Below are 24,914 nucleotides of genomic sequence, written 5' to 3'. Positions count from 1 at the left end.
CGCGAGAAGACTCGCGGGGCGCGCCGCCCGGTCCGGGGACCGGCCGTGATCAGTGCTCGTCGGCCAGGATCAGGTAGAGCTTCTTGCGGGCGTCGTTGATGACCCCCACCGCCTTCTCCCGCTGCTCGGGCGTGCCGGTCTTGAAGACCTGCCCGAAGGCCTCCATCAGGCCGATCCCGGCCGTCCGGACCTCCTGCATCGCCTCGAAGTCGAAGCCGCGCCCGGCATCCGCCCACGGGGCGTCCGGGCCCGACTCGGCCTCGGCGCGGCCGGCGTCGGTGAGCGTGAACAGCTTCTTGCCGCCCTCGCTCTCGTTGGTGATGAGCCCCTCGTCCTCGAGCAGCTGCAGGGTCGGATAGACCGAGCCCGGGCTGGGCTTCCAGGCCCCGCCGCTGCGCTCGCCGATCTCCTGGATCATCTCGTAGCCGTGCATCGGCCGGTCGGCGAGGAGCGCCAGGATCGAGGCGCGCACGTCACCGCGCCGCGCCCGGCCCCGCGGCCCCCCGCGCCCGCCGCGGCCACCGAAGGGCCCACCGCCGAAGGGCGGCCCGAACGGCCCAAAGGCGGCGCGCCGTCCCGGAAACCCCTCCCGACGATCGGGCCCGCAGTGACCGTGGCCCCGCCCGTGCTCATGCCCGTGGTCGGGGCCGTGTCCGTGCTGTCCGTGTGAACGCATGACCGCGCTCCTTTCGTCACGTCGTGATGTGGTCATCGGTTTTCCGATATCTCCACTATCGATGAGCGATCGCGATGCGTCAACGATATATCGGCAACTGTTTCAGCGAACATCGCTCGCGCTGCGCACGCCGGGCGATCCATCCCGTTCTTCGTCACTCTGGGTGCAATGGACGTGACCGGAAGCCTCGCCGCCCGCACCACACCCCCTGGGCGGCATCTGGACGGGCCTCGCCCAGCGTTCCCTCCAGTCCGGCCGTCCCCTCGCCCCCGACAGAAAGCGCCACGATGACCGCGACCCTCTTCCCCACCGTTCCCCGCACCACGTCCGGCGGCAGCATCACCCCCTGTGACGTCGGTCTGCCCGTGCTGCGCGTCGTACTCGGCGTGATCATGGCCGTCCACGGAACGCAGAAGCTGTTCCAGTGGTTCGACGGCCCCGGCATCAGGGCCACGGGCATGTTCTTCAGCAAGGCCGGCTACCCGGCGGGCGAGAGCATGGCGGTGATCGCGGGCCTGACCGAGACCCTCGGCGGCCTGGGCCTGATCCTCGGCCTGCTCACCCCACTGGCCGCCGCCGGCATCGTCGGCGTGATGATCAACGCCGTCGCGGTCAAGTGGACCGGATCGGTGATCGGCCAGGAAGGCGTCGAGTTCGAGTGCCTGATCATCGCGGGGGCCGTCACCCTCGCGCTGACCGGCCCGGGCCTCTTCGCCCTGGACCGGTTCGTGCCGGTGCTCCGCGACCACCGGGTGGTCCACGGCGTCCTCGCCCTCGCCCTGGGAGTCGTCCTGGCGGCCGTGGTGCTGCTGGTACGGGACTGATCCGGACTGATCCGGACTGATCCGCAAGCCGGCGGAGCGGAGAGCACGGGCCCCGTCCGCACGAGGGCGGCACGCGCCGGCCTCCGCCGGGACAGGAGACCAGTCACCCCGGATTGGCCTTTGTCGGCGATCGGGGAACCGCCCTAACGTCGGTGCATGCGCATCCGAATCGTCGACGCCTTCACCGACCGCCCCTTTCACGGGAACCCCGCCGGAGTCCTGCTCTTCGACACCGCGTTCCCCCCGGACGCCTGGCTCCAGCAGGTCGCCGCCGAGGTGAACCTCTCCGAGACCGCCTTCGCCCACCCGCTGCCGCCCGGCGGGGACGCCGACTGGGCGCTGCGCTGGTTCACCCCGGCAGCCGAGGTCGACATGTGCGGCCACGCCACGCTCGCCACGGCGCACGTGCTGGCCACCGGCGGCCTCGCCACGGGACTGATCCGTTTCTCCGCGCGCTGCGGCGTCCTCACGGCCGAGACCGCCGAGGACGGCACGATCACGATGGACTTCCCGACGTCGTCACTGACGCCGGTCCAGGCACCGACCGCCGTGGACCACGCGCTCGGCGGGGCGCCGATCCTCTCCGTGCACGACACGTCCGCGCACCTCGGCGACCTGCTGATCGAGCTCGCCGACGAGAAGACCGTCCGCGAACTGGATCCGGACCACGGCGCCCTGCGCGCCTTCGCCAAGCGGGGGGTGATCGTCACCGCGGCGGCCGAGGACCCCTCCCTCGGGTACGACTTCGTCTCCCGGGGCTTCTTCCCGGCCTTCGGGATCGACGAGGACCCGGTGACCGGCAGCGCCCACACCGCGCTCGCCCCGTTCTGGGCGCAGCGCCTGGGCCGTACCGAGCTGACCGGCCTCCAGGGAGGTGCGCGACAGGGGCTCGTACGGGTGACCCTGGCGGGCGACCGCACCCTGCTGACGGGGCACGCGGTCACCGTGCTCGACGGAGAGCTGTTCGCGTCCCCGCCCGGGGCCGGACGGGCGGGATGACCACGGGGCGCGGACGCGGGCGGCGGGCGACGGGGCCGGGTCAGCCCGCGGACCCGCCCCCGTCGCCCTTCTCGCCACCCTCTGACCGCGCCTTCGACCGGGACTTCGACCGCGCCTTGGCATCCGCCTTCGCGCGCGCGGCACTCCGCCGCTTCTGCTCCTGCTCCGCCCAGGCGGCCGAGTCGATCCGCTTGCGGTAGACCTGCTCCGGCTCCGCCGCCCCGAGGTGCACCGTCCACGCCCACAGGACGGCCGACACGACGAAGAAGACGCCCGCCAACCCCAGATAGGAGCCGAGTTCCTCGGACTCCGAGACACCCTCCTCGTGCGCGAAGCCGGGTACGCCCGCGACGAGCGCGTTCACCCACCACGCGAGCGCCACGTTGAACAGGACGAGGGAGATCCAGTACACGACCCGCATGCTCTTCGCCGGGCCGCTCACCTCCCCCAGCAGCAGGAGGCGCCGCAGCGAGACCGGCCCCGTCCGGTGACGGCCGCCCGTATCCGCCCTGGCGCGGCGCACCGACGCGTAGCACTCGTCCAGCCAGCGCCCCGGCTCCGGGTCGGGGGCCGGGGAGTCGGTCGGCGCCAGCTGCTTGGCCTGGATCCAGCCGGTGAGGAACTGGACCTCCAGCTGGGCCTTCTCCAGTCGCCTGCGGTAGTGGTGGTCGGAGGTGCGTGCCTCGCGGCGGTCCCGGATGAGGAGGCTGGCCCCGCCCACCAGGCCGCTGACCACGGGCACGAAGAACGGCGCGAACGGCACCAGGGAGTCCAGAACAGCCACCGGGCGCGCCTCCTCACTCCCCTCCAGCGTCGCACCGGTTCGCCCTCCGCCCCCGCCCGGCAGGGCCGACCGGGTGCGCCGCCGCGTCACGGCGTCGGCAGCCAGCCCACCTTGCCCGCGAGCAGGGCGTACCCGCCGAAGGCCACGATGTCGAGCAGCGCATGGGCGACGACGAGCGGCCCCACCCGTCCCCAGCGGCGGTAGGCGAGGACGAAGACGACGCCCATCACCACGTTGCCGATGAATCCGCCGATGCCCTGGTAGAGGTGGTAGGAGCCGCGCAGCACGGAGCTGGCCAGCAGCGCGGCCATCGGCGACCAGCCCAGCTGGTCGAGCCGGCGCAGCAGGTAGGCCAGCACGATGACCTCCTCCACCACGGAGTTCTGGATCGCGGAGAGGATCAGTACGGGGAACTTCCACCACACGTCGGGCAGCGCCTCCGGCACGACCGTGAGGTTGAATCCGGTGGCCCGGGCCCCCAGGTAGAAGGCCAGCCCCGCGCTCCCGATCCCGGCCGCGACGAGAGCGCCCCGGCCCAGGTCCCACAGGGGCCGGGTGCGGTCGAAGCCCAGGACCCGCAGCCCGGGCGCGCCCTCGCGGGTCAGGAAGTGCGCCACCAGCAGGACGGGGACCAGCGCGGTCGCGATGCCGAACAGCTGCCAGGCCAGGTCCAGCCAGGGGCGGCCGGGGGCGTACGAGCCGTTGAGCGTGGCGGCCTGGTCCTTGAGGCCGCCCGGTTTGGTGAGCGAGCCTATGAAGCTGATCAGCGCCGAGAACCCGCTCGCGCCCAGCGACAGCGCCAGGACGAGCAGTGTCTCGGTGCGCAGGAGGCTGCGCCGTCCGTCCTCGCCCAGTCCCACGAACACCGGCTCCGGCTCCGCCCGCACGCCCGACTCCCGTCCTGCCATCCCGTTGCGACCACCCCATACTGCCTCCTCGGCGGGCCGGGAGGATCACTGCGGGGGGATCAGCGGGACGAGCGGACGGCGGCCGGGCGCGCGGCGGCCCACGGCCGGGCGGCCCTGCACACCGCCGGACCGCCGCACCGCCGGACGGCGGGACCGTCGGAGCGCCGGACGACCCGGCACGGAGCGGCCTGCTCAGCGCACGACCGGCACCGAGGCGCTCACCTCCTCCGCCAGGCCCACGGGCCAGGTGTGCACGGGGTCGCCCTTGTGCATCAGCTCGGTGTACCTGCGGGTGGTCGCGGCCAGGGCCTCGTCGCGCTCCAGCCCGGTCGCGAGCGCCCGGTGGTAGGTGTCCACCTGCCAGGTCGCCCCGTTCACCCGCCGCCGGCAGCGCTCCTCGATGATGCCGAGGTAGTGGTCCCGGTCCGCGGGCTCGATGCCCCAGGCGTCCAGCCCCGCCGCCGCCATCGGCAGCAGCTCGTCCAGGATCAGCCGCACGGCGGGCACGCTCGCCAGCCCGCCGGCCCGGCCCCGGCGCGGCCACCGCAGCCGCGCGTCGATCCCGTACCTGCAGGCCGCGTCGAAGTTCGCCTCGGCCTCGGCGAAGGGGAGCCGGGTCCACACCGGGCGCGGCTCGTCGGCGAGCGTGCGGACGAGGCCGTAGTAGAACGCGGCGTTGGCGACGACGTCGGCGACCGTCGGCCCGGCCGGCAGCACCCGGTTCTCCACCCGCAGGTGCGGCACCCCGTCCGCGACCCCGTAGACGGGCCGGTTCCACCGGTAGACGGTGCCGTTGTGCAGGACCAGCTCCTGCAGCCCCGGCACCCCGCCCTCGGCGAGCACCCTCAGCGGCTCCTCCTCGTCGCATATCGGCAGCAGGGAGGGGAAGTAGCGGACGTTCTCGGCGAAGAGCTCGTACGCCGAGTCCACCCACCGCTCCCCGAACCAGGTGCGCGGCCGGACCCCCTGCGCCTGGAGCTCGGGCGGCCGGGTGTCGGTGGCCTGCGTGAACAGCGGTGGCCGCGACTCCCGCCACAGCTCGCGCCCGAACAGGAAGGGCGAGTTGGCGCCGACGGCTATCTGCGCCGCGGCCACCGCCTGGGCCGCGTTCCACACCGCCGAGAACCGGGCCGGCGTCACCTGCAGGTGCAGTTGTACGGAGGTGCAGGCGGCCTCCGGCACGATCGACCCGGAGGTCCAGATCAGCCGCTCCACACCGTCGATGTCGAGCGTGAAGTCCTCCCCGCGCATCATCAGGATCTGCTCGTTCAGCAGCGAGTAGCGGTCCACCGCCGAGAGGTTCGCGGTGACCAGGTCGGCGCGGGAGATCGTCGGCAGAATACCGATCATCACCACACCGGCGTCGATCTCCGCGGCCTGCCGGTGGGCATACCCCAGCCCCGCACTGAGTTCCTCGGCGAGCTGATCGAATACCCGGCCGCCGAGCCGGTGCGGAAGGACGTTGACCTCAAGATTGAACATTCCCAGTTCGGTCTGGAAATCGGGGCTCGCAATCCGCTCCAGCACCTGGGCATTCACCATTCTCGGCAACCCGTCGGCGCCCGCGAGATTCAGCTCGATCTCCAGTCCCATCATGTTCTTCGGGCGATCGAACCTCTTCTCCGCCAGGAGTATCTCCAGTCCCTCCAGACACTCGTGAAGCTTCCTTCGATACCGCTGCCGATCGGACAGGTCGAATCCGCCCGCCACGACCTTCTCCCCCATCGAAGCGTCCCTCCTCGAGTGCGGCCTGGCCCTGGGCACCCAGGCGCGCGTGTACGGTCGATGATGCCCCGGCATCGTGATCCATAACGCGGAGGGGGCGTGCGTGGCGAGGAGCGCGCGCCGGTTTGGCCGAAGGGCGCTTCGGCACATTCACCTGGCAAGTCGCGTTGCGCAAATTCCGCTTCGACTTTGCCCGTTCCGTAAAACCGGCGCTTTCCAGCCGAGCCCCCTTCCGGTAGCCTCCGAGGTCAGCGCGGCACGTTCGCGCACATCCGCCATGAATGGCACGTCAGCGGGACCGGTAAGCGCCTTGCCAGAAATAGGCGGGACAGCTAGCCGAAACACTGCGTGAACACATGTCGTATAAACTCCGCAAACGAGGCAGAGAGTTGGCGCGCGGCCATTGCCCCTCAGCCCCCCTCTGGCCCCAGAATGCGACAGCGCCGTCCGCACCTGCCCCCGTTCCACAGGTCTCCCAAGTGAGAGGCGACCCACCATGCCGCTGCATGTCCCTCCGGCCCCCGCGCCCGCCCTGCGCAGCGTCCTCGCGGCACTCGGTTCCCCCACCGCCGTCCACGAGGTGCACACTCCGGCCCTGCGCGCGGTCCAGGGGCCGCTGACCGCCGAATTGGCCCTTCCGGTCCACGTCCTCGACCGGCTGAACATGTCCGGCCTCACGGCCGGCGGCAGGCCGCCCCGTACGCGGCTGACCGGCTGGCGGTTCCTGATCCGCAGCGGGGACCGCCACGTCGCGGCGGCCGAGACCCGGCTGACCCCCGACGGCTGGGCCTTCTCCCACTTCTTCGAGGGGCCCTACGTCGCCGCCACCGAACGCGCCCTGCGCCAGGCGGAGTCCCTCGGCACGAGCTACCAGCCGCGACTGCTGTCCGTACCGGAGCTCTACATGCTGACCCTGTGGCTGCACGGCGCGGTGGGAGCCGATCCTTCCGCCGGCCTGCCCGCCGGCGAGGACCTGCTGGTGCCCCTGGCACCGGCCCCGCCGGGCATCGCCGCGTACCGTCCACATCCGGTCTCCGAGCTGCTGCCCGTGCTGACCCACCGGCTGACGCCCGCGACGGCGCCGGCCCCTCCTTCGCTGGCCGCGCCCGCCGCCTGACCCGAATCACCCATTCGGCCTAGTCCCCTGGGGTCATCCGCGAACCATCCAAAATGACAGGGGAGTTGGCCTGAACCGCCCGCACGAGTGATGCGTCTTCAATCTGTGAGGACAGCTGCCGGGAAATACCTGCGAAGCGGCTGTCGTGGGGGAAGACTGAGGACATGCTCCCCGCGGGTGCGGGGATGACCCAGGGGGACGGCCATGAATCACGCATCGAGCCGTAGCACGCAGACCACACCGCAGCGAAAGAACGCATCCATGTGCCAGCACCAGCCTGCCTGCCCGTCAGCCGAATCCGCCGACCGGGAGGCCGCGCGCCCTGTGGCCAACCACCCGGAACAGGGCTGGAGCCTGCTGTGCAATGGCGTCCTGCTCTTCGAGGACACCGGTGAGCTGCTGCCGGACGGCCAGATCATCGCCCCGCACCGACCGCTCGCGGCCGCGTAGGCGAAGAACGGGCCCGACCGACGGTGACCACGACGAAGGGGCCGGTCCGGGAGACTCTCCCGGACCGGCCCCTCGCTCATGTCATACGACGCTCATCCGTCGCGGGACGACTCAGTTGTCGTACTCGTCCAACGGCGGGCAGGAGCACACCAGGTTGCGGTCGCCGAACGCACCGTCGATGCGGCGCACCGGCGGCCAGTACTTCTCGGCGGCCGTGACCCCGCCCGGGAAGACGGCCTCGTCCCGGGTGTACGGGTGGTTCCACTCGCCGCCCAGCGCGGCCGCGGTGTGCGGGGAGTTCGCCAGCGGGTTGTCGTCGACCGGCCACTCGCCGCCCGCGACCCGCTCGATCTCGCCGCGGATCGCGATCATCGCGTCGCAGAAGCGGTCGATCTCGGCGAGGTCCTCGGACTCCGTCGGCTCGATCATCAGCGTGCCGGCGACCGGGAAGGACATCGTCGGCGCGTGGAAGCCGTAGTCGATCAGACGCTTGGCGATGTCGTCCACGCTCACGCCCGTGGCCTTCGACAGCGGGCGCAGGTCGATGATGCACTCGTGCGCGACCAGGTTGCCCGGGCCGGTGTACAGCACCGGGTAGTGCGGCTCCAGGCGCTTGGCGATGTAGTTCGCGCCGAGCACCGCCACCTGGGTGGCGCGCTTGAGGCCCTCGCCGCCCATGAGGCGCACGTACGACCAGGAGATCGGCAGGATGCCGGCCGAGCCCCACGGCGCCGCCGAGATCGGGCCGACGCCCGTCTCCGGGCCCGCGGTCGGCTGGAGCGGGTGGTTCGGCAGGTACGGGGCCAGGTGCGCCCGGACACCGACCGGGCCGACGCCCGGACCGCCGCCGCCGTGCGGGATGCAGAAGGTCTTGTGCAGGTTCAGGTGCGAGACGTCGCCGCCGAAGTGACCCGGCTTGGCGAGGCCGACCAGGGCGTTCAGGTTGGCGCCGTCGACGTAGACCTGGCCGCCGGCCTCGTGCACCTGGGCGCAGATGTCGGCGACGTGCTCCTCGAACACACCGTGCGTGGACGGGTACGTGATCATCAGCACGGCGAGCTCGTCGCGGTGCTGCTCGATCTTGGCGCGCAGGTCGGCCGCGTCCACCTCGCCGTCGTCGGCGGTCTTGACGACGACGACCTTCATGCCGGCCATCACGGCGCTGGCGGCGTTGGTGCCGTGCGCGGAGGACGGGATGAGGCAGATGGTGCGCTGCTCGTCGCCGTTCGCGCGGTGGTAGGCGCGGACGGCCAGCAGACCGGCGAGCTCACCCTGGGAGCCGGCGTTCGGCTGGATGGAGACCTTGTCGTAGCCGGTGACCTCGCAGAGACGTTCCTCCAGCTCGTTGATGAGCGTGAGGTAGCCCTCGGCCTGCTCCACCGGGGCGAAGGGGTGCAGCTGGCCGAACTCGGGCCAGGTCACCGGCTCCATCTCGGTGGTCGCGTTGAGCTTCATGGTGCAGGAGCCCAGCGGGATCATGCCGCGGTCCAGCGCGTAGTCCTTGTCCGAGAGCTTGCGCAGGTAGCGCAGCATCGCGGTCTCGGAACGGTGCTGGTGGAAGACCGGGTGCGTCAGGTACTCGTCCGAACGCAGCAGGCCCTCGGGCAGCGTGTCGGCGGTGGTCGCGTCGAGCGCCTCGATGTCGGCGGTGACCCCGAAGGCGGCCCAGACGGCCTCGACGTCGGCGCGCAGGGTGGTCTCGTCACAGGCGACGGAGACGAGGTCGGCGTCGACCTGGTACAGGTTGACCCCGCCCTCACGGGCGGCGGCGACGACCTCGGCGGCACGGCCCGCAACGCGGGCGGTGATCGTGTCGAAGTAGGAGCCGTGCACGATCTCGACCCCGCCGGCCTGCAGACCGGCGGCGAGCAGGCCCGCGTAGCGGTGGGTCCGGCGGGCGATCGTCCGCAGGCCGTCCGGGCCGTGGTAGACGGCGTACATGCCGGCCATGACGGCGAGCAGCACCTGCGCGGTACAGATGTTGCTGGTGGCCTTCTCACGGCGGATGTGCTGCTCACGGGTCTGCAGCGCCAGGCGGTACGCCCTGTTGCCGTCCGCGTCCACCGAGACGCCCACGAGGCGGCCGGGCAGCGAGCGGGCGTGCTTGTCCTGGACGGCCATGTAGCCGGCGTGCGGTCCGCCGAAGCCCATCGGGACACCGAAGCGCTGGGTGGTGCCGACGGCGATGTCCGCGCCCAGCGCGCCCGGGGAGGTCAGCAGGGTCAGCGCGAGCAGGTCCGCGGAGACGGCGACGATCGCGCCGAGCCCGTGCGCCTGGTCGATGACCGGCTTGATGTCCCGCACGGCACCGGAGGCGCCGGGGTACTGGACCAGGACACCGTAGATGCCGCGCTCGGCGATCTCGGCGGGGATGCCGTCGGACAGGTCGGCGACGACGATCTCGATGCCGATCGGCTCGGCACGGGTCTCGATGACCGCGATGGTCTGCGGCAGCGCGTCGGCGTCCACGAGGAAGACGTTCCCCTTGGCCTTGCCCACGCGGCGGGCCAGCGTCATGGCCTCGGCGGCCGCGGTGCCCTCGTCCAGCAGCGAGGCGCCCGAGGTCGGCAGCCCGGTGAGGTCGGCGACGACGGTCTGGAAGTTCAGGAGGGCCTCGAGGCGGCCCTGCGAGATCTCCGGCTGGTAGGGCGTGTACGCCGTGTACCAGGCCGGGTTCTCCATGACGTTGCGCAGGATGACCGGCGGGGTGAAGGTCCCGTAGTAGCCGAGACCGATCATGGAGGAGAGGACCTGGTTGCGGTCGGCGAGCGAGCGAAGCTCGGCGAGCACCTCGGCCTCGGTACGCGCCTCGGGCAGGTTCAGCGCCTCGGCGGTCTTGATCACATCCGGGACCGCGGCGGCGGTCAGCTCGTCCAGGGAGCCGTAGCCCACCTGGGCGAGCATCTTCGCCTGCGCCTCGGCATCAGGGCCGATGTGGCGCTGTTCGAAGGGGATGCCTCGCTCCAGCTGGGAGAGCGGAATGCGGTTGGCGGTCATGTACGGAGGCCTCCTGGTCGTATGACCTGCGAGGGGCACCACGGCGCGGGCACCCGGACGGCCTCCCCCTCTGTCATCTCAACCTGAGAGTTTCACCGGAGTCAGGGGGGTCGCCCGAGAGCTCCGGCTTTCACCGTCGGTGAGGAGGGGAACCGGCACTGCGCGCCCGGTACCCGCCCCTGCTTTCCAGAGTGGCCTCGTCCGTGCGGTACGTATGCCTGAGAGATTCCGGGGAGGATTTGCTCCTTCGGCGCCTCCGTCTCGTTCACTCGGAGGACTCTCCCGCACAGGGTCGACAGCCGTCACCCAGCCTACCAGCGAGGATCCGGACCCTCCCCGAGTGGCCTCCACTGCGGATATGCACTTCTGTAGTCATTACGGAGGAGTTGCGACCATTTGGAGGGACCGTGCAGACCGACATCGATCCGCGCAGCCTGATCGGCCGCAAGGCGTTCGACCGCAACGGCACCAAGATCGGCACCATCGACGAGGTCTACCTCGACGATGCCACGGGCGTCCCGGAATGGGCGGCCGTCCGCACGGGCATGTTCAGCCGGGACGCCTTCGTCCCGCTGGAGCCGAGCGAGATGGTGGGCGACACCCTGCGGGTGCCCTTCGACCGCTCCCTCATCAGGGACGCCCCGGACTTCGGCGTCGGCCGCCACCTCTCCCCCGAACAGGAGCTGCAGCTTTACCACCACTACGGCCTGGACACGACCCTCCCGAGCGAGTTCCACAGCGACTTCGGCCGGCTGGCGGGCGACGAGGGCTGAGCGGGCGGGCTGCGGAGGGCCGGGGCTGCGGGACCGTCGGGGTCCCGGGGCCCGGGCTCGCGGAATCCCCGGGTCCCGGGCCTCGCGGATCATTCCGGACCCGCGGCCCCCGGCTCCGCGGCCCCCGGACCCGCGTCCCCCACCAGCGGCAGCGGATCGGACGGCTCCAGCTCGGGGTCGTCCACCAGGAAGGTCCGCACCCGGCCGGGCTCCGATCCGGGCTGCTCGAACCGTACGGTCACCCTCCCGACCCCGCTGCCCTGCACCCACCCGGGCCCGTACACCGCGTGCCGTACGTCGCTCCCGGCGGCCCACCGCCGCTCCGGAGCCGGCTCGGGCCCCCCGGCCGGCTCCGCACCCCTCAGGGCCCCTGCGGCCCCGTCGGAGACTTCCGGCTCGGCCGCCCTGGCCACCCCTGCAGACCCGGCCTCCCCGACCACCCCAGCCGCCCCACCTCCACCGCTGTCACCTCCCGCACCTGCCACTGCACCTGCCACTGCAGCTGCCTCCTCCGCCTCGGCGGCGAGCACCTGTGCGAAGAGATCCTCCTGCGTGTAGTCCGCCAGCCCGGTCACCCCCACTCCCAGCAGTCGCACGCCGCCGGTGGTGTCCACGCCTTCCAGCAGCCTCGCGGCCGCCTCCCGCACCACTCCGGGGTCGTCCGTGGGCCCGCGCAGCGTCTCGGACCGCGTCAGCGTGGAGAAGTCGTACCGGCGCACCTTGAGCACGATCGTGCGCCCCGAGTGCCCCGACCCCTTGAGCCGCTGCACACAGCGGTCGGCGAGCCGCTGCACCTCGTTCCGGATCCGTACGCGGTCGTGCAGGTCCACGTCGAAGGTGTCCTCGACCGACACCGACTTCGCGTCCCGCTCCGCGACCACCGGCCGGTCGTCGAGCCCCAGCGCCATCCGGTACAGGCCCGTACCGTGCGCGCGGCCGACCATCCGGACCAGCTCGTCCTCCCCGGCCTCCACCAGCTCGCCCACCGTGGTGATCCCGGCGCGGCGCAGGTGCTCGCCGGTGGCCGGCCCCACCCCGGGCAGCGTCCGTACCGACATCGGCGCGAGCAGCTCCCGCTCCGTCCCCGGCTCGATCAGCAGCAGCCCGGCCGGTTTGGCCTCCTCGGAGGCCACCTTGGCCAGCATCTTCGACCCGGCCAGTCCGACCGAGCCGCTGAGCCCGGTGGCGGCCCTGATGTCCGCCCGCAGCCGCTCCCCCGTGGCCCGCGCGGCCGGCGAGTCGAAGGCGACCCCGCCCGCCTCCAGGTCCACGAAGGCCTCGTCCAGGCTGAGCGGCTCCACCAGCGGCGACAGCTCGCGCAGCATGGCCATCACCACGTCGCTGACCTGCCGGTAGAGGCTGAAGCGCGGAATCAGACAGGCGCCGTTCGGGCAGAGCCGGCGCGCCTGCGCCATCGGCATCGCCGAGTGCACCCCGAACCGCCTGGCCTCGTACGACGCCGTGGCGACGACGCCGCGCGGCCCGAGCCCGCCGACGATGACGGCCTTGCCCCGCAGGCTGGGTTTCGACGCCTGTTCGACCGAGGCGTAGAAGGCGTCCATGTCCAGATGCAGGATGGTCGGCGCGGCTCTCACAGCCCCGATGCTGCCCTACGGCACTGACATTTCCGGGGCGGGATCAGACGGCACGGTTGCGGCGGGCCGCCAGCTCGTCCGTCGGGTTGTGTCTGACCACGGTCTCGCCGGTCTCCACGCGCTCCCCGTGCAGCTGCGACAGCGCACTCTCGACGTCGCGCCAGACCACGCCCACGGCGATGCCGAAGACGCCCTGCCCGCCCTGGAGCAGGCTCACGACCTGGTCCGGCGAGGTGCACTCGTACACGGTGGCGCCGTCGCTCATCAGCGTCATCCGCTCGAGGTCCGAGAACTCGCGGTCGTGCAGGTGCTGCACGGCCGTGCGGATGTTCTGCAGCGCCACCCCGGTGTCCAGGAAGCGCTTGACGATCTTGAGGACCACGACGTCGCGGAAGCTGTAGAGCCGCTGCGTGCCCGACCCGTACGCGGCCCGCACGCTGGGCTCCACCAGCCCGGTGCGTGCCCAGTAGTCGAGTTGCCGGTAGGTGATGCCGGCCGCGGCGCACGCCGTCGGCCCGCGGTATCCGATCTGCTCGGGCGCCGGGTCCCCGCCCACCGGTCCGACCGGCGTCGACTCCGGCTGACGGCGCGCGGAACCGACCGCACCGCCGTGCAGCGGGTACGGCCCAGCGTCACTCCGTACGGGGGTGCCCCCGGTCGTACCGTCGCCCGTGATCCTCACGCCGACCCTCCGTCCTTGACCTGCCCACCTTGAAGGTAGGCAGTCACCAGGGGTGCGTCAACGATCGCCACACTCGGCACGCCGAGTGATAATCACCCTGAGAGTGGTTTCCCGTATCCCTTTGCGGGGAAAGGCTACTCGAATGGGCCGGAAGATCCCCGTGGACGACGCGTCCGACACCTCACTGCGGGCCGGTGCCGAAGTCCTCGGGGGAGATCTGATCGAGGAACTCGCGGAACTTCTCCACCTCGTCCTCCTGCTCGTCCGGAATGGCGATTCCGGCGTCGTCCAGCACGCCGTCACTGCCGTAGATCGGCGTCCCCGTCCGCAGGGCGAGCGCTATGGCGTCGGAAGGCCGCGCACTCACCTCGACCCCGCTGGCGAAGACGAGCTCCGCGTAGAAGACGCCCTCCCGCAGATCCGTGATCCGGACCTCGGTGAGCTCCTCGCCGATCGCCTCCAGCACGTCCTTGAACAGGTCGTGCGTCAGCGGCCGGGCAGGGGCCATCCCCTGCTGCGCGAAGGCAATGGCGGTCGCCTCCCCTGGTCCGATCCAGATGGGGAGGTACCGGTCGCCTCCCACTTCACGCAGGAGCACGATCGGTTGGTTGGAGGGCATTTCCACCCGGACACCCACAACGTCGAGCTCGTTCACACAGCAACCCTAGGACCTGCCCGGCAGGTTTGGGTAGTCGGGCCCCCCTGCGTCACCGCAGTCGAACCCCGAGAGCGGTCTGTACGAGCGCCTCGTGGAGCCGTACGGAGAGCCCCGCGAGCTCTTTCATGGTGGCCTCCGCATGCGCCCTGGTCTGCGGATTGCGGTGCCGGCGCAGCGGTGCCACGACCTGCTCCACCAGGCCCGCCTCGCGGTCCGCGGCGGCCTTCATCGCGCGCAGGTGCCGGGGCTCCAGTCCGAAGCGCCCCAGGTCGGCCACCAGGCGGGCCACCGTGACCGCCTCGGCGTCGAACCCGCCGTCCGGGCCCTCGGCGAGCAGCCCGTACGACTCCCACTCGGCCAGCTGGACCTCGTCCACCTCGGCGGCCGCGAGCAGCTCGGCGCGGCCCACACGGGCCACGGTGGGCCGTTCGCGCCCCACCTCGCCGTAGACGGCCGCCTGACCGGTGGGATCGGTTGTGTCCCCGTGCGCCGTGGGCGCCGGGATGCGGATCTGCTCACCGCGTGCGAGCGCGTCGAGCTGCTCGCGGATGACCTTCAGCGGCAGGTAGTGGTCGCGCTGCAGCCGCAGGATGCGGGCGAGCCGCTCCACGTCGTCGGTGCTGAACTTGCGGTATCCGGAAGGTGTGCGCCGGGGCTCGACGAGCCCCTCCGCCTCCAGGAAACGGATCTTCGAGATCGTGACTTCGGGGAACTCGTCACGCAGCGTGGTGAGCACGGTGCCGATGCTCACCAGCCGCCCGGCGGTGCCGGCGGTGCCGTTCTTCGGGGCACCGCCGGTCGGGGTACGCAGCATGGAACCTTCCCTTGGCAGGGTCAGATGCCCCGCAGGCTCGCGTAGAAGACCAGCCGGTACTTGCCGATCTGCACCTCGTCGCCGTTGTGCAGGGCGACGGAGTCGATCGGTTCACGGTTCACGTACGTGCCGTTGAGGCTGCCCACATCGGAGACGGTGAATCCGCCGTCCTGGCTCCTGCGGAATTCGACATGGCGCCGGGAGACGGTGACGTCGTCCAGGAAGATGTCGCTCTGCGGGTGCCGGCCGGCCGTGGTCAGCTCGCCGTCCAGCAGGAAGCGGCTACCGGAGTTGGGACCGCGCCGCACGATGAGCAGAGCGGAACCGGGGGGCAGTGCTTCCACCGCGGCCTGGGCCTCGGGAGACAGTGAGGACGACACGTGCGGTTGTCCCGACACCTCGGCCTCGTAGGCCTCCAGGCCCGAGATCGAGATGGTGGACGTGGTCTCCGAGGCACGCTCCGGCGTCAGACCCGCCCGCAGCGGCGCGCCGCAGTTGGAGCAGAACCGACTGGCCGCATCGCTGCGGTGTCCGCACCTGCTGCAAATCTGCTCGGCCGACATGGACGGCTCCTCGCGCCGCGGCTGCCCCGCGGAGGCATTGGTGGCGTACGGGTCGGGGGCAAACCCTCCACCCGCACTTGAGGTTGATGGTTCACCGAAACCTATGCGTCCGGTACCAGCAGGGTCAACAGCCGACGCGCCGGGGGCGCCGGAAACATCACCCGCACCGGCAACCTCGTCGCGGAAGAGCGGCCGGTCGCCCTGCCCTTCCACGTCGCCGTGCCCCGCGCGGTGCCGTGCCGCGCCGCTTTCCTCGCGGTTCTTCTTGCCGAACAACTTCTCAAACAACTTCACGGGCGATTCCCCTTGACCGAAACAGACCCGCCCGTGGGGCAGGACGAACTCCGAATGCAGACACCTGCCGACCCGGACATTCTCACAACGTCCGTAACCACCAGACAGTTTCCACCACGCACCGCGACTTCGGTGCGCCGACCCCCCGCAGGCCTCAGCCCGCGTGAGCCGCTCCACTCTCCACTCCGCATCATCACGATGACGACCGAGCGTAGTCAGGCTGCTTCGCAGCCCGCAAGGCATCCACAACGATCTTCGCCGACCGTGTGACGGCGACGGTGGCCTGCTCCTTCTCCAGCGTCTGCACGACACCGCCGGGAATGTTGAGCGCCGGCTCCAGATCCTGGGGCTTGCCGATCACCCTGAACTCGTAGGGCTGTGTGATCTTCTTACCGTCGATCGCCACCCCGCCGTTCTCGTCCGAGAAGTACGAGCCCGCCACGATGCGCACCCCGTTGATCTGGATCGCCTCGGCCCCGGCCGCCCGCAGCTCCTGGAGGGTGTCCAGCAGCTGGTCGGACTGCACCTGGCCCGTGGTATCGGTGATCTTCAGCGTGATACCGGGACCCTGCGCTGCCACCGTACCGGCCAGGATCCCGAGTTGACGCTCCTTCTCCACGGTCTGCCTGCGGGCCTCTTCCGCCTGGTTGGAGCTGCTCTCCAGCTCCCGCCGCTGGTCCTCCAGCCGCTGCTTCTCGTCCTCCAGGCGCTGGGTCCGCCCGTCGAGCTCGTCGAGGATCCGTACGAGGTCCTCCTGACGGGCCCCGCGCAGCGCGCCGGAGTCGTTCGACCGGACCTGGATGGCCAGACCCAGGCCCAGGACGAACAGCAGCAGCGCCACGATCAGTTGGGCGCGGCTCACCCGCGGCGGCCACAGCCCGGCCGCGAGCCGCTGCCGGCCCGTCTCCTCGGGCTGCCCCGGGGCGTCCTGCGGCGGACGCCCGGCACCCGCCGGCTCTTCGGGACTCTCGTTCGTACTCATCGGCCTCACGCCCGGAACACGTGCCGGCGGATGGCCGCCGCGTTGGAGAAGATGCGGATGCCGAGGACCACGACCACACCCGTGGACAGCTGGGAGCCGACGCCCAGCTGGTCGCCGAGGAAGACGATCAGCGCGGCCACGACCACGTTCGACAGGAACGACACCACGAAGACCTTGTCCACGAAGATGCCGTCGAGCATCGCGCGCAGACCGCCGAACACCGCGTCCAGCGCCGCCACCACGGCGATCGGCAGATATGGCTCCACCACGGCCGGTACTTCGGGCCGGACCAGAAGTCCGACCACCACTCCGGCCAAGAGGCCCAGTACCGCGATCACGATGCACCCTTCTGCTGCTCTACCGGTGTAGCTGTACGTACGGTCAGGCTGGAGGCGGCCGGCAGCGTCACCTCGTCCGCGGCGGACAGGGTGTAGCGAATCCCGTAGCTCTCCTGCAGCACGTGCAGGTACTGGCCGTCCACCGAGTCCTGGAAGGCCGTCCCGAGCCGCTTCTTGTCCCCCACCGCCAGCACTTCGTACGGCGGCACCAGCGGCCGGTTGTCGACCAGTATCGCGTCACCCGCGGCCCTGATCGCCGACAAGGCCGTCAGCCGCTGACCGTTGATGGAGACGGCCTCCGCCCCGGACTGCCACAGCCCGTTGACGATCTTCTGCATGTCGCGGTCGCGGAGCCGGCCGGTGTCCGAGAAGCCGGCGCTCTCGCGCGGTCCGCCACCGCCGCCCGAGGACGCGCCCTTCGCGTCGTCCACCACCAGCTTGACCCCCGGCCCACGGACCTCCGTGGCACCGGACAGCAGCGCCACGAGCTCGCCCTGTCCCCCGCCGGGCTGCTTGAGGGCCGCCCGCTGGCGCGCGGCGACATCCGTCCTCAGCCGGTCGATGTCCCGCTCCAGACCGTGCACGCGCCCGTCGGAACGCTCCACCCGGTCGATCAGTTCCTGACGCTCCTTGGCCAGCACCGGCGCGTCTATCTGCGCCTCGGCGGCACCGAGCGTGACGACCATGGCGGCGACCACGAGCCCGGCGGCGAGCCCCAGTTTCGCCTTGAGCGTGCGGGGCAGACCCGCCGTACCGTCCGCCTCGCGCCGGGCCGAGGCCTCCGCGTAGCCCTCGTCGAGACTGTGGTCCATCACGTGCGTCAGCAGCGACATGGAAGCGTCCGGGCGCGCAGGCGCAGAAGACGCCGGAGTCCGGTTGTGGGGCGGCTGCGACATGCCGCACATCGTCGCATGTCGGCGCCGTACACACCCAATGCGCCCATCCGGTGGGCAGGACGGGGAACTCCCCGTCCTGCCCACCGGACTCATGGCCTACCTCACCGCGTGCCCGGCACTCAGTGCCCGGCCCCGTCCACCACGGCCGCCCACTCGTCGAGCAGGGCCTGCGCGGAAGCGTCGTCGGGGCCTTCGGCCCACAGGTGGGTGACGGCTTCCGCCGGGTCCGGCAGGACCAGCGCCCACCGTCCGTCGGCCTCGACCACCCGCACCCCGTCCGTCGTGTCCACCTGCCGGTCTCCGGCGACTTCCACGACCCGCCGCATGACGAGCCCCTTCACCGCCCACGGCGTCGGCACGTCCCGCTTGAGCACGTGGGCCCGCGGAATCCGGGCGTCGATCTGGCTCAGCGTGAGCTGTGTGCGCGCCACCAGCCCGAGCAGCTGCACGAAGGCCGCCGACCCGTCGAAGACACTGCTGAACTCCGGAACGATGAAACCGCCCCGGCCGTCCCCGCCGAAGATGGTGTTCTCCGCCCGGCCCACCCGGGTCAGGTCGTCCGGCGAGGTCGTCGTCCACTCCACCTGTGTGCCGTGGTACGCCGCCACCTGCTCGGCGACCCGCGTCGTGGTCACCGGCAGGGCGACCTTGCCGCTGCGCTTCTCCGCGGCCACCAGGTCGAGCATCACCAGGAGCGCCCGGTCGTCCTCGATGATCCGCCCGCGCTCGTCCACGAGGGAGATCCGCTCGCCCACCGGGTCGAAACGCACCCCGAAGGCCGCCCGCGCCGAGGCCACGATCTCCCCGAGCCGTACCAGCCCGGCCCGCCGGGACTCAGCGGTCTCCGTCGGCCTGGACTCGTCGAGCCCGGGATTGATCGTCAGGGCGTCCACGCCGAGCCGTCCCAGCAAGCTCGGCAGAACGAGCCCGGCGCTGCCGTTGGAGGCGTCCACGACCACCTTGAGCCCGGCGTCACCGATCCCGGTGGTGTCCACCCGCCGCAGCAGCGAGCCCGTGTAGGCGTCGAAGACGCTGCCCGGGAACTGCAGGTCGCCGATCTCGCCGGGGAACGCCCTCCGGTACTCCTGGCGCGCGTACACCCGGTCGAGCTTGCGCTGCTGCTGGAGCGAGAGGTCGGCTCCCCGCTCGTCCAGGAACATGATGTCGACGGAGTCCGGCACGCCCGGCGAGGTCCGCAGGACGATCCCGCCGGCGCTGCCGCGCGCGGTCTGCTGCCGCGCCACCGGAAGCGGGACGTTCTCCAGGTCCCGTACGTTGATGGCGCTTGCCTGGAGCGCGGAGATCACGGCCCGCTTGAGCGCTCGGGCGCCTCGGGAGTGGTCACGGGCCGTGGTGACGATCGCCCCCTTCTTCAGGGTCGTCGCATAGGCGCCGGCGAGCCGGACCACCACCTCGGGGGTGATCTCGACGTTCAGGATCCCGGAGACTCCCCGCGCACCGAACAGATGCGCCTGTCCGCGGGACTCCCAGATGACGGAGGTGTTGACGAAGGCGCCGGCCTCGATCGTCTTGAAGGGGTAGACCCGCACGTTCCCCTGAACGATCGATTCCTCGCCGACGAGGCACTCGTCACCGATGACGGCCCCGTCCTCGATCCGCGCGGCACGCATGATGTCGGTGTTCTTGCCGATGACGCAGCCGCGGAGATTGCTGTGGGGTCCGATGTACACGTTGTCGTGGACGACGGCCCGGTGCAGGAAGGCGCCGCTCTTGACGACGACGTTCGACCCGATGACGGTGTGCTCGCGGATCTCCGCGCCGGCCTCGACCTTGGCGTAGTCCCCGATGTACAGCGGCCCGCGCAGCACCGCGTCAGGGCTCACCTCGGCCCCTTCTGCGATCCACACCCCGGGCGAGATCTCGAAGCCGTCCATGTCGACCTGGACCTTGCCCTCGAGCACGTCGGCCTGCGCCTTGACGTAGCTCTCGTGGGTGCCCACGTCCTCCCAGTAGCCCTCGGCCACATAGCCGTAGATCGGCCGGCCTTCCTTCATCAGCTGAGGGAAGACATCGCCGGACCAGTCCACGGAGACATCCGCGTCCACGTAATTGAAGACCTCGGGCTCCATGACGTAGATGCCGGTGTTGACGGTGTCCGAGAACACCTGGCCCCAGGTCGGCTTCTCCAGGAAGCGCTCGACCTTGCCTTCCTCGTCGACGATCGTGATGCCGAATTCCAGCGGGTTCGGCACCCGGGTCAGGCACACCGTGACGAGTGCGCCCTTCTCCTTGTGGAAGCGAATCAGATCGGTGAGGTCGAAGTCGGTGAGCGCGTCGCCGGAAATGACGAGGAACGCGTCATCCTTCAAGGCCTCCTCGGCATTCTTCACGCTGCCGGCGGTGCCGAGTGGCTTCTCCTCGTTGGCATAGGTGAGCTCCATCCCGAGCTCTTCGCCATCCCCGAAATAGTTCTTGACGAGCGACGCCAGGAACTGCACGGTGACCACGGTCTCGCTGAGCCCATGCCGCTTGAGCAGCCTGAGCACATGCTCCATGATCGGCCGGTTCGCCACCGGCAGGAGCGGCTTGGGCATGCTCGAGGTCATAGGGCGAAGGCGTGTGCCTTCGCCACCGGCCATCACGACGGCCTTCATGTCGGAAGAGTCCTCCTTGAGAGATGACAGTCGTGCCGACTCCCGCCCGTCTCGGTCGGTGACTCCGCAACTCCTCCGCGTCATCCGTCGCCGCTCGGGCTCAATCGGCCGTGGCGTCAGCCTTCACCAGACGGCGGACTTGAACCACGTAAAGGATTCCTGCCCACCAGTAGAGGGTTGTACCCCATCCCGCGAACGCCCATCCGAAAACTGACCCCACCCAGGCCAACCAGCCCGTGCCATCACTCAGCAGGAGCAAGGGAAACGCGTACATCAGGTTGAAGGTCGCGGCCTTGCCGAGGAAGTTGACCTGCGGCGGCGGATAGCCGTGACGGCGCAGGATCCACACCATGACCAGCAACATCAGCTCACGCGCCAGCAGCGCTCCGGTGAGCCACAGCGGCAGGATCTCGCGATAGGTCAGACCGAAGAGCGTCGACAGGATGTAGAGGCGGTCCGCGGCCGGGTCCAGCAGCCGGCCGAGGTTGCTGATCTGATTCCAGCGCCGCGCAAGCTTCCCGTCGAGGTAGTCACTGATCCCGCTGAGCATGAGGACGGCCAGGGCCCATCCGTCGTACTCGGCGAGGATGAGCCACAGGAACAAGGGCACGCCGGCCAGGCGAGCCATGCTCAGGACGTTCGGAATGGTGAAAATTCGGTCAGTCTGAACCCGAGTCTCCTGGACCTCCACCCGGGGGCCTCCACTGTGACTGTAGAAATGGTCGTTCGATGCCCCCTGACCTTACAGGAGACCGCACACATGTCCTGAACGCAGAAAAGCCCCGCACCGGACCCCGAAGGGTCTGGTGCGGGGCTTCCCGCAATGATTGTTCGGCGGCGTCCTACTCTCCCACAGGGTCCCCCCTGCAGTACCATCGGCGCTGAAAGGCTTAGCTTCCGGGTTCGGAATGTAACCGGGCGTTTCCCTAACGCTATGACCACCGAAACACTATGAAATTTGAACGCTGGCATGAACACAGCTGTTCGTTATTTCAGAACTAACACAGTGGACGCGAGCAACTGAGGACAAGCCCTCGGCCTATTAGTACCAGTCAGCTTCACCCGTTACCGGGCTTCCACATCTGGCCTATCAACCCAGTCGTCTACTGGGAGCCTTACCCTCTCAAGGAGGTGGGAATACTCATCTTGAAGCAGGCTTCCCGCTTAGATGCTTTCAGCGGTTATCCCTCCCGAACGTAGCCAACCAGCCATGCCCTTGGCAGGACAACTGGCACACCAGAGGTTCGTCCGTCCCGGTCCTCTCGTACTAGGGACAGCCCTTCTCAATATTCCTACGCGCACAGCGGATAGGGACCGAACTGTCTCACGACGTTCTAAACCCAGCTCGCGTACCGCTTTAATGGGCGAACAGCCCAACCCTTGGGACCGACTCCAGCCCCAGGATGCGACGAGCCGACATCGAGGTGCCAAACCATCCCGTCGATATGGACTCTTGGGGAAGATCAGCCTGTTATCCCCGGGGTACCTTTTATCCGTTGAGCGACGGCGCTTCCACAAGCCACCGCCGGATCACTAGTCCCGACTTTCGTCCCTGCTCGACCCGTCGGTCTCACAGTCAAGCTCCCTTGTGCACTTACACTCAACACCTGATTGCCAACCAGGCTGAGGGAACCTTTGGGCGCCTCCGTTACTCTTTGGGAGGCAACCGCCCCAGTTAAACTACCCATCAGACACTGTCCCTGATCCGGATCACGGACCGAGGTTAGACATCCAGCACGACCAGAGTGGTATTTCAACGACGACTCCACCCCAACTGGCGTTGGGGTTTCAAAGTCTCCCACCTATCCTACACAAGCCGAACCGAACACCAATATCAAACTATAGTAAAGGTCCCGGGGTCTTTCCGTCCTGCTGCGCGAAACGAGCATCTTTACTCGTAGTGCAATTTCACCGGGCCTATGGTTGAGACAGTCGAGAAGTCGTTACGCCATTCGTGCAGGTCGGAACTTACCCGACAAGGAATTTCGCTACCTTAGGATGGTTATAGTTACCACCGCCGTTTACTGGCGCTTAAGTTCTCAGCTTCGCACGCCCGAAAGCGCACTAACCGGTCCCCTTAACGTTCCAGCACCGGGCAGGCGTCAGTCCGTATACATCGCCTTACGGCTTCGCACGGACCTGTGTTTTTAGTAAACAGTCGCTTCTCGCTGGTCTCTGCGGCCACCCCCAGCTCACGGAGTAAATCCGATCACCAGTGATGGCCCCCCTTCTCCCGAAGTTACGGGGGCATTTTGCCGAGTTCCTTAACCATAGTTCACCCGAACGCCTCGGTATTCTCTACCTGACCACCTGAGTCGGTTTAGGGTACGGGCCGCCATGAAACTCGCTAGAGGCTTTTCTCGACAGCATAGGATCATCCACTTCACCACAATCGGCTCGGCATCAGGTCTCAGCCTTATATGAGGGACGGATTTGCCTACCCCTCGGCCTACACCCTTACCCCGGGACAACCACCGCCCGGGCTGGACTACCTTCCTGCGTCACCCCATCGCTTACCTACTACCACCTTGGATCGGCGGCTCCACCACTTTCCCTTGCCCGAAGGCTCCGGAACGGCTTCACGGCCTTAGCATTAGAGGATTCGATATTGGGCGTTTCAAAGCGGGTACCGGAATATCAACCGGTTGTCCATCGACTACGCCTGTCGGCCTCGCCTTAGGTCCCGACTTACCCTGGGCAGATCAGCTTGACCCAGGAACCCTTAGTCAATCGGCGCACACGTTTCTCACGTGTGTATCGCTACTCATGCCTGCATTCTCACTCGTGAACCGTCCACAACTAGCTTCCGCTGCTGCTTCACCCGGCACACGACGCTCCCCTACCCATCACAGCGGGCGTTGGCCCTATTGCTGCAATGACACGACTTCGGCGGTACGCTTGAGCCCCGCTACATTGTCGGCGCGGAATCACTTGACCAGTGAGCTATTACGCACTCTTTCAAGGGTGGCTGCTTCTAAGCCAACCTCCTGGTTGTCTCTGCGACTCCACATCCTTTCCCACTTAGCGTACGCTTAGGGGCCTTAGTCGATGCTCTGGGCTGTTTCCCTCTCGACCATGGAGCTTATCCCCCACAGTCTCACTGCCACGCTCTCACTTACCGGCATTCGGAGTTTGGCTAAGGTCAGTAACCCGGTAGGGCCCATCGCCTATCCAGTGCTCTACCTCCGGCAAGAAACACGTGACGCTGCACCTAAATGCATTTCGGGGAGAACCAGCTATCACGGAGTTTGATTGGCCTTTCACCCCTAACCACAGGTCATCCCCCAGGTTTTCAACCCTGGTGGGTTCGGTCCTCCACGAAGTCTTACCTCCGCTTCAACCTGCCCATGGCTAGATCACTCCGCTTCGGGTCTAGAGCGTGCAACTCAATCGCCCTATTCGGACTCGCTTTCGCTACGGCTTCCCCACACGGGTTAACCTCGCTACACACCGCTAACTCGCAGGCTCATTCTTCAAAAGGCACGCAGTCACGACTGTATGTGCAAGCACATACAGCGACGCTCCCACGGCTTGTAGGCACACGGTTTCAGGTACTATTTCACTCCGCTCCCGCGGTACTTTTCACCATTCCCTCACGGTACTATCCGCTATCGGTCACCAGGGAATATTTAGGCTTAGCGGGTGGTCCCGCCAGATTCACACGGGATTTCTCGGGCCCCGTGCTACTTGGGAGATTCTTAAGCAAGCCGCTGATGTTTCGTCTACGGGGGTCTTACCCTCTACGCCGGACCTTTCGCATGTCCTTCGACTACATCAACGGTTTCTGACTCGCCGACCGGCCGGCAGACCGATCAAAAGAATTCCCACAACCCCGCATGCGCAACCCCTGCCGGGTATCACACGCATACGGTTTGGCCTCATCCGGTTTCGCTCGCCACTACTCCCGGAATCACGGTTGTTTTCTCTTCCTGCGGGTACTGAGATGTTTCACTTCCCCGCGTTCCCTCCACACTGCCTATGTGTTCAGCAGTGGGTGACAGCCCATGACGACTGCCGGGTTTCCCCATTCGGACACCCCCGGATCAAAGCTCAGTTGGCAGCTCCCCGGGGCCTATCGCGGCCTCTCACGTCCTTCATCGGTTCCTGGTGCCAAGGCATCCACCGTGCGCCCTTAAAAACTTGGCCACAGATGCTCGCGTCCACTGTGTAGTTCTCAAACAACGACCAGCCACCCACCACCCCACCGGACAAACCGATGAGTTC

Annotated in this window: 20 protein-coding genes, 2 rRNA genes and 1 riboswitch; of the genes, 5 read left to right on the top strand and 17 right to left on the bottom strand. The window is 68.7% G+C overall.

Annotation, left to right across the window (positions count from 1 at the left end; translation table 11 throughout):
* Window positions 1-49: 49 nt before the first annotated feature.
* The gene (locus OG534_RS30955) at window positions 50-676 is read right to left on the bottom strand and encodes a PadR family transcriptional regulator (protein ID WP_326592439.1); all 627 of its coding nucleotides are present in this window, start codon (window positions 674-676) and stop codon (window positions 50-52) included.
* 287 nt (window positions 677-963) lie between these two features.
* Between OG534_RS30955 and OG534_RS30950 the strand changes: the two genes are divergently transcribed.
* Window positions 964-1,500 (top strand): DoxX family protein, encoded by a 537-nt coding sequence (locus tag OG534_RS30950; RefSeq protein ID WP_326592437.1) that lies wholly within the window; start codon window positions 964-966, stop codon window positions 1,498-1,500.
* A 156-nt stretch (window positions 1,501-1,656) separates the two neighbouring features.
* Window positions 1,657-2,499 carry a PhzF family phenazine biosynthesis protein gene (locus OG534_RS30945; RefSeq protein ID WP_326592435.1) on the top strand — a complete coding sequence of 281 codons (843 nt, stop codon included), beginning with the start codon at window positions 1,657-1,659 and terminating at the stop codon, window positions 2,497-2,499.
* A 40-nt stretch (window positions 2,500-2,539) separates the two neighbouring features.
* On the opposite strand, the gene OG534_RS30940 is transcribed toward OG534_RS30945, so the two are convergent.
* The 3 genes from OG534_RS30940 to OG534_RS30930 all read right to left on the bottom strand — a co-directional run bounded on the left by OG534_RS30940 (window position 2,540) and on the right by OG534_RS30930 (window position 5,916).
* The gene (locus OG534_RS30940) at window positions 2,540-3,283 is read right to left on the bottom strand and encodes a hypothetical protein (RefSeq protein ID WP_326592433.1); all 744 of its coding nucleotides are present in this window, start codon (window positions 3,281-3,283) and stop codon (window positions 2,540-2,542) included.
* Between the two features lie 86 nt (window positions 3,284-3,369).
* Window positions 3,370-4,191: a CPBP family intramembrane glutamic endopeptidase gene (locus OG534_RS30935; protein ID WP_326592432.1), complete on the bottom strand. Its 822-nt coding sequence runs from the start codon at window positions 4,189-4,191 to the stop codon at window positions 3,370-3,372.
* A 192-nt stretch (window positions 4,192-4,383) separates the two neighbouring features.
* Window positions 4,384-5,916: a glutamate-cysteine ligase family protein gene (locus tag OG534_RS30930; protein ID WP_326592430.1), complete on the bottom strand. Its 1,533-nt coding sequence runs from the start codon at window positions 5,914-5,916 to the stop codon at window positions 4,384-4,386.
* A gap of 496 nt (window positions 5,917-6,412) precedes the next feature.
* Here OG534_RS30930 and OG534_RS30925 point away from each other — a divergent pair, with 496 nt between their 5' ends.
* Entirely contained in the window at window positions 6,413-7,033 is a 621-nt protein-coding gene (locus OG534_RS30925) for a hypothetical protein (RefSeq protein WP_326592429.1), read from the top strand.
* Window positions 7,034-7,294: 261 nt separating this feature from the next.
* Window positions 7,295-7,483, top strand: a complete 189-nt coding sequence (locus OG534_RS30920) for a DUF5999 family protein (RefSeq protein WP_030009772.1) — start codon at window positions 7,295-7,297, stop codon at window positions 7,481-7,483.
* Window positions 7,484-7,594: 111 nt separating this feature from the next.
* Here the strand turns inward: OG534_RS30920 and gcvP are convergent, their stop codons facing one another.
* Complete coding sequence (gene gcvP, locus OG534_RS30915) at window positions 7,595-10,480, bottom strand: aminomethyl-transferring glycine dehydrogenase (protein ID WP_326592425.1); 2,886 nt, start codon at window positions 10,478-10,480, stop codon at window positions 7,595-7,597.
* A gap of 196 nt (window positions 10,481-10,676) precedes the next feature.
* Window positions 10,677-10,775: riboswitch (glycine riboswitch) on the bottom strand.
* A gap of 112 nt (window positions 10,776-10,887) precedes the next feature.
* Here gcvP and OG534_RS30910 point away from each other — a divergent pair.
* Window positions 10,888-11,253 (top strand): PRC-barrel domain-containing protein, encoded by a 366-nt coding sequence (locus OG534_RS30910; RefSeq protein ID WP_326592423.1) that lies wholly within the window; start codon window positions 10,888-10,890, stop codon window positions 11,251-11,253.
* Between the two features lie 89 nt (window positions 11,254-11,342).
* Here the strand turns inward: OG534_RS30910 and OG534_RS30905 are convergent, their stop codons facing one another.
* The 12 genes from OG534_RS30905 to OG534_RS30850 all read right to left on the bottom strand — a co-directional run bounded on the left by OG534_RS30905 (window position 11,343) and on the right by OG534_RS30850 (window position 24,836).
* Window positions 11,343-12,848, bottom strand: a complete 1,506-nt coding sequence (locus tag OG534_RS30905) for a DNA polymerase IV (RefSeq protein WP_326592421.1) — start codon at window positions 12,846-12,848, stop codon at window positions 11,343-11,345.
* Between the two features lie 43 nt (window positions 12,849-12,891).
* Entirely contained in the window at window positions 12,892-13,530 is a 639-nt protein-coding gene (locus OG534_RS30900) for a MerR family transcriptional regulator (RefSeq protein ID WP_326592419.1), read from the bottom strand.
* 181 nt (window positions 13,531-13,711) lie between these two features.
* On the bottom strand, window positions 13,712-14,185 hold the full coding sequence (locus OG534_RS30895; protein WP_030009777.1) for a bifunctional nuclease family protein: 474 nt from the start codon (window positions 14,183-14,185) through the stop codon (window positions 13,712-13,714).
* Window positions 14,186-14,237: 52 nt separating this feature from the next.
* Complete coding sequence (gene ftsR / locus OG534_RS30890) at window positions 14,238-15,002, bottom strand: transcriptional regulator FtsR (protein ID WP_326592417.1); 765 nt, start codon at window positions 15,000-15,002, stop codon at window positions 14,238-14,240.
* Window positions 15,003-15,022: 20 nt separating this feature from the next.
* A complete protein-coding gene (locus OG534_RS30885) occupies window positions 15,023-15,967 on the bottom strand; it encodes an FHA domain-containing protein (RefSeq protein WP_326593953.1) in 945 nt (314 codons plus the stop codon).
* 85 nt (window positions 15,968-16,052) lie between these two features.
* On the bottom strand, window positions 16,053-16,841 hold the full coding sequence (locus OG534_RS30880) for a DUF881 domain-containing protein (protein WP_326592416.1): 789 nt from the start codon (window positions 16,839-16,841) through the stop codon (window positions 16,053-16,055).
* A gap of 5 nt (window positions 16,842-16,846) precedes the next feature.
* Window positions 16,847-17,179, bottom strand: a complete 333-nt coding sequence (locus OG534_RS30875) for a small basic family protein (protein ID WP_326592415.1) — start codon at window positions 17,177-17,179, stop codon at window positions 16,847-16,849.
* The gene (locus OG534_RS30870; RefSeq protein WP_326592414.1) at window positions 17,176-18,084 is read right to left on the bottom strand and encodes a DUF881 domain-containing protein; all 909 of its coding nucleotides are present in this window, start codon (window positions 18,082-18,084) and stop codon (window positions 17,176-17,178) included. The genes OG534_RS30875 and OG534_RS30870 overlap by 4 nt, the downstream gene beginning before the upstream one ends.
* A gap of 110 nt (window positions 18,085-18,194) precedes the next feature.
* On the bottom strand, window positions 18,195-20,690 hold the full coding sequence (locus tag OG534_RS30865) for a mannose-1-phosphate guanyltransferase (protein WP_326592413.1): 2,496 nt from the start codon (window positions 20,688-20,690) through the stop codon (window positions 18,195-18,197).
* 100 nt (window positions 20,691-20,790) lie between these two features.
* Entirely contained in the window at window positions 20,791-21,381 is a 591-nt protein-coding gene (locus OG534_RS30860) for a CDP-alcohol phosphatidyltransferase family protein (RefSeq protein WP_326592412.1), read from the bottom strand.
* 138 nt (window positions 21,382-21,519) lie between these two features.
* A 5S ribosomal RNA gene (gene rrf, locus OG534_RS30855) occupies window positions 21,520-21,636 on the bottom strand.
* 76 nt (window positions 21,637-21,712) lie between these two features.
* Window positions 21,713-24,836, bottom strand: a 23S ribosomal RNA gene (locus OG534_RS30850).
* Between the last annotated feature and the right edge of the window lie 78 nt (window positions 24,837-24,914).

This window comes from Streptomyces sp. NBC_01294 (genome assembly GCF_035917235.1).
In the GTDB taxonomy this organism is placed as follows: Bacteria; Actinomycetota; Actinomycetes; order Streptomycetales; family Streptomycetaceae; genus Streptomyces; species Streptomyces caledonius.
This window is presented reverse-complemented; position numbering and strand designations above follow the sequence as displayed.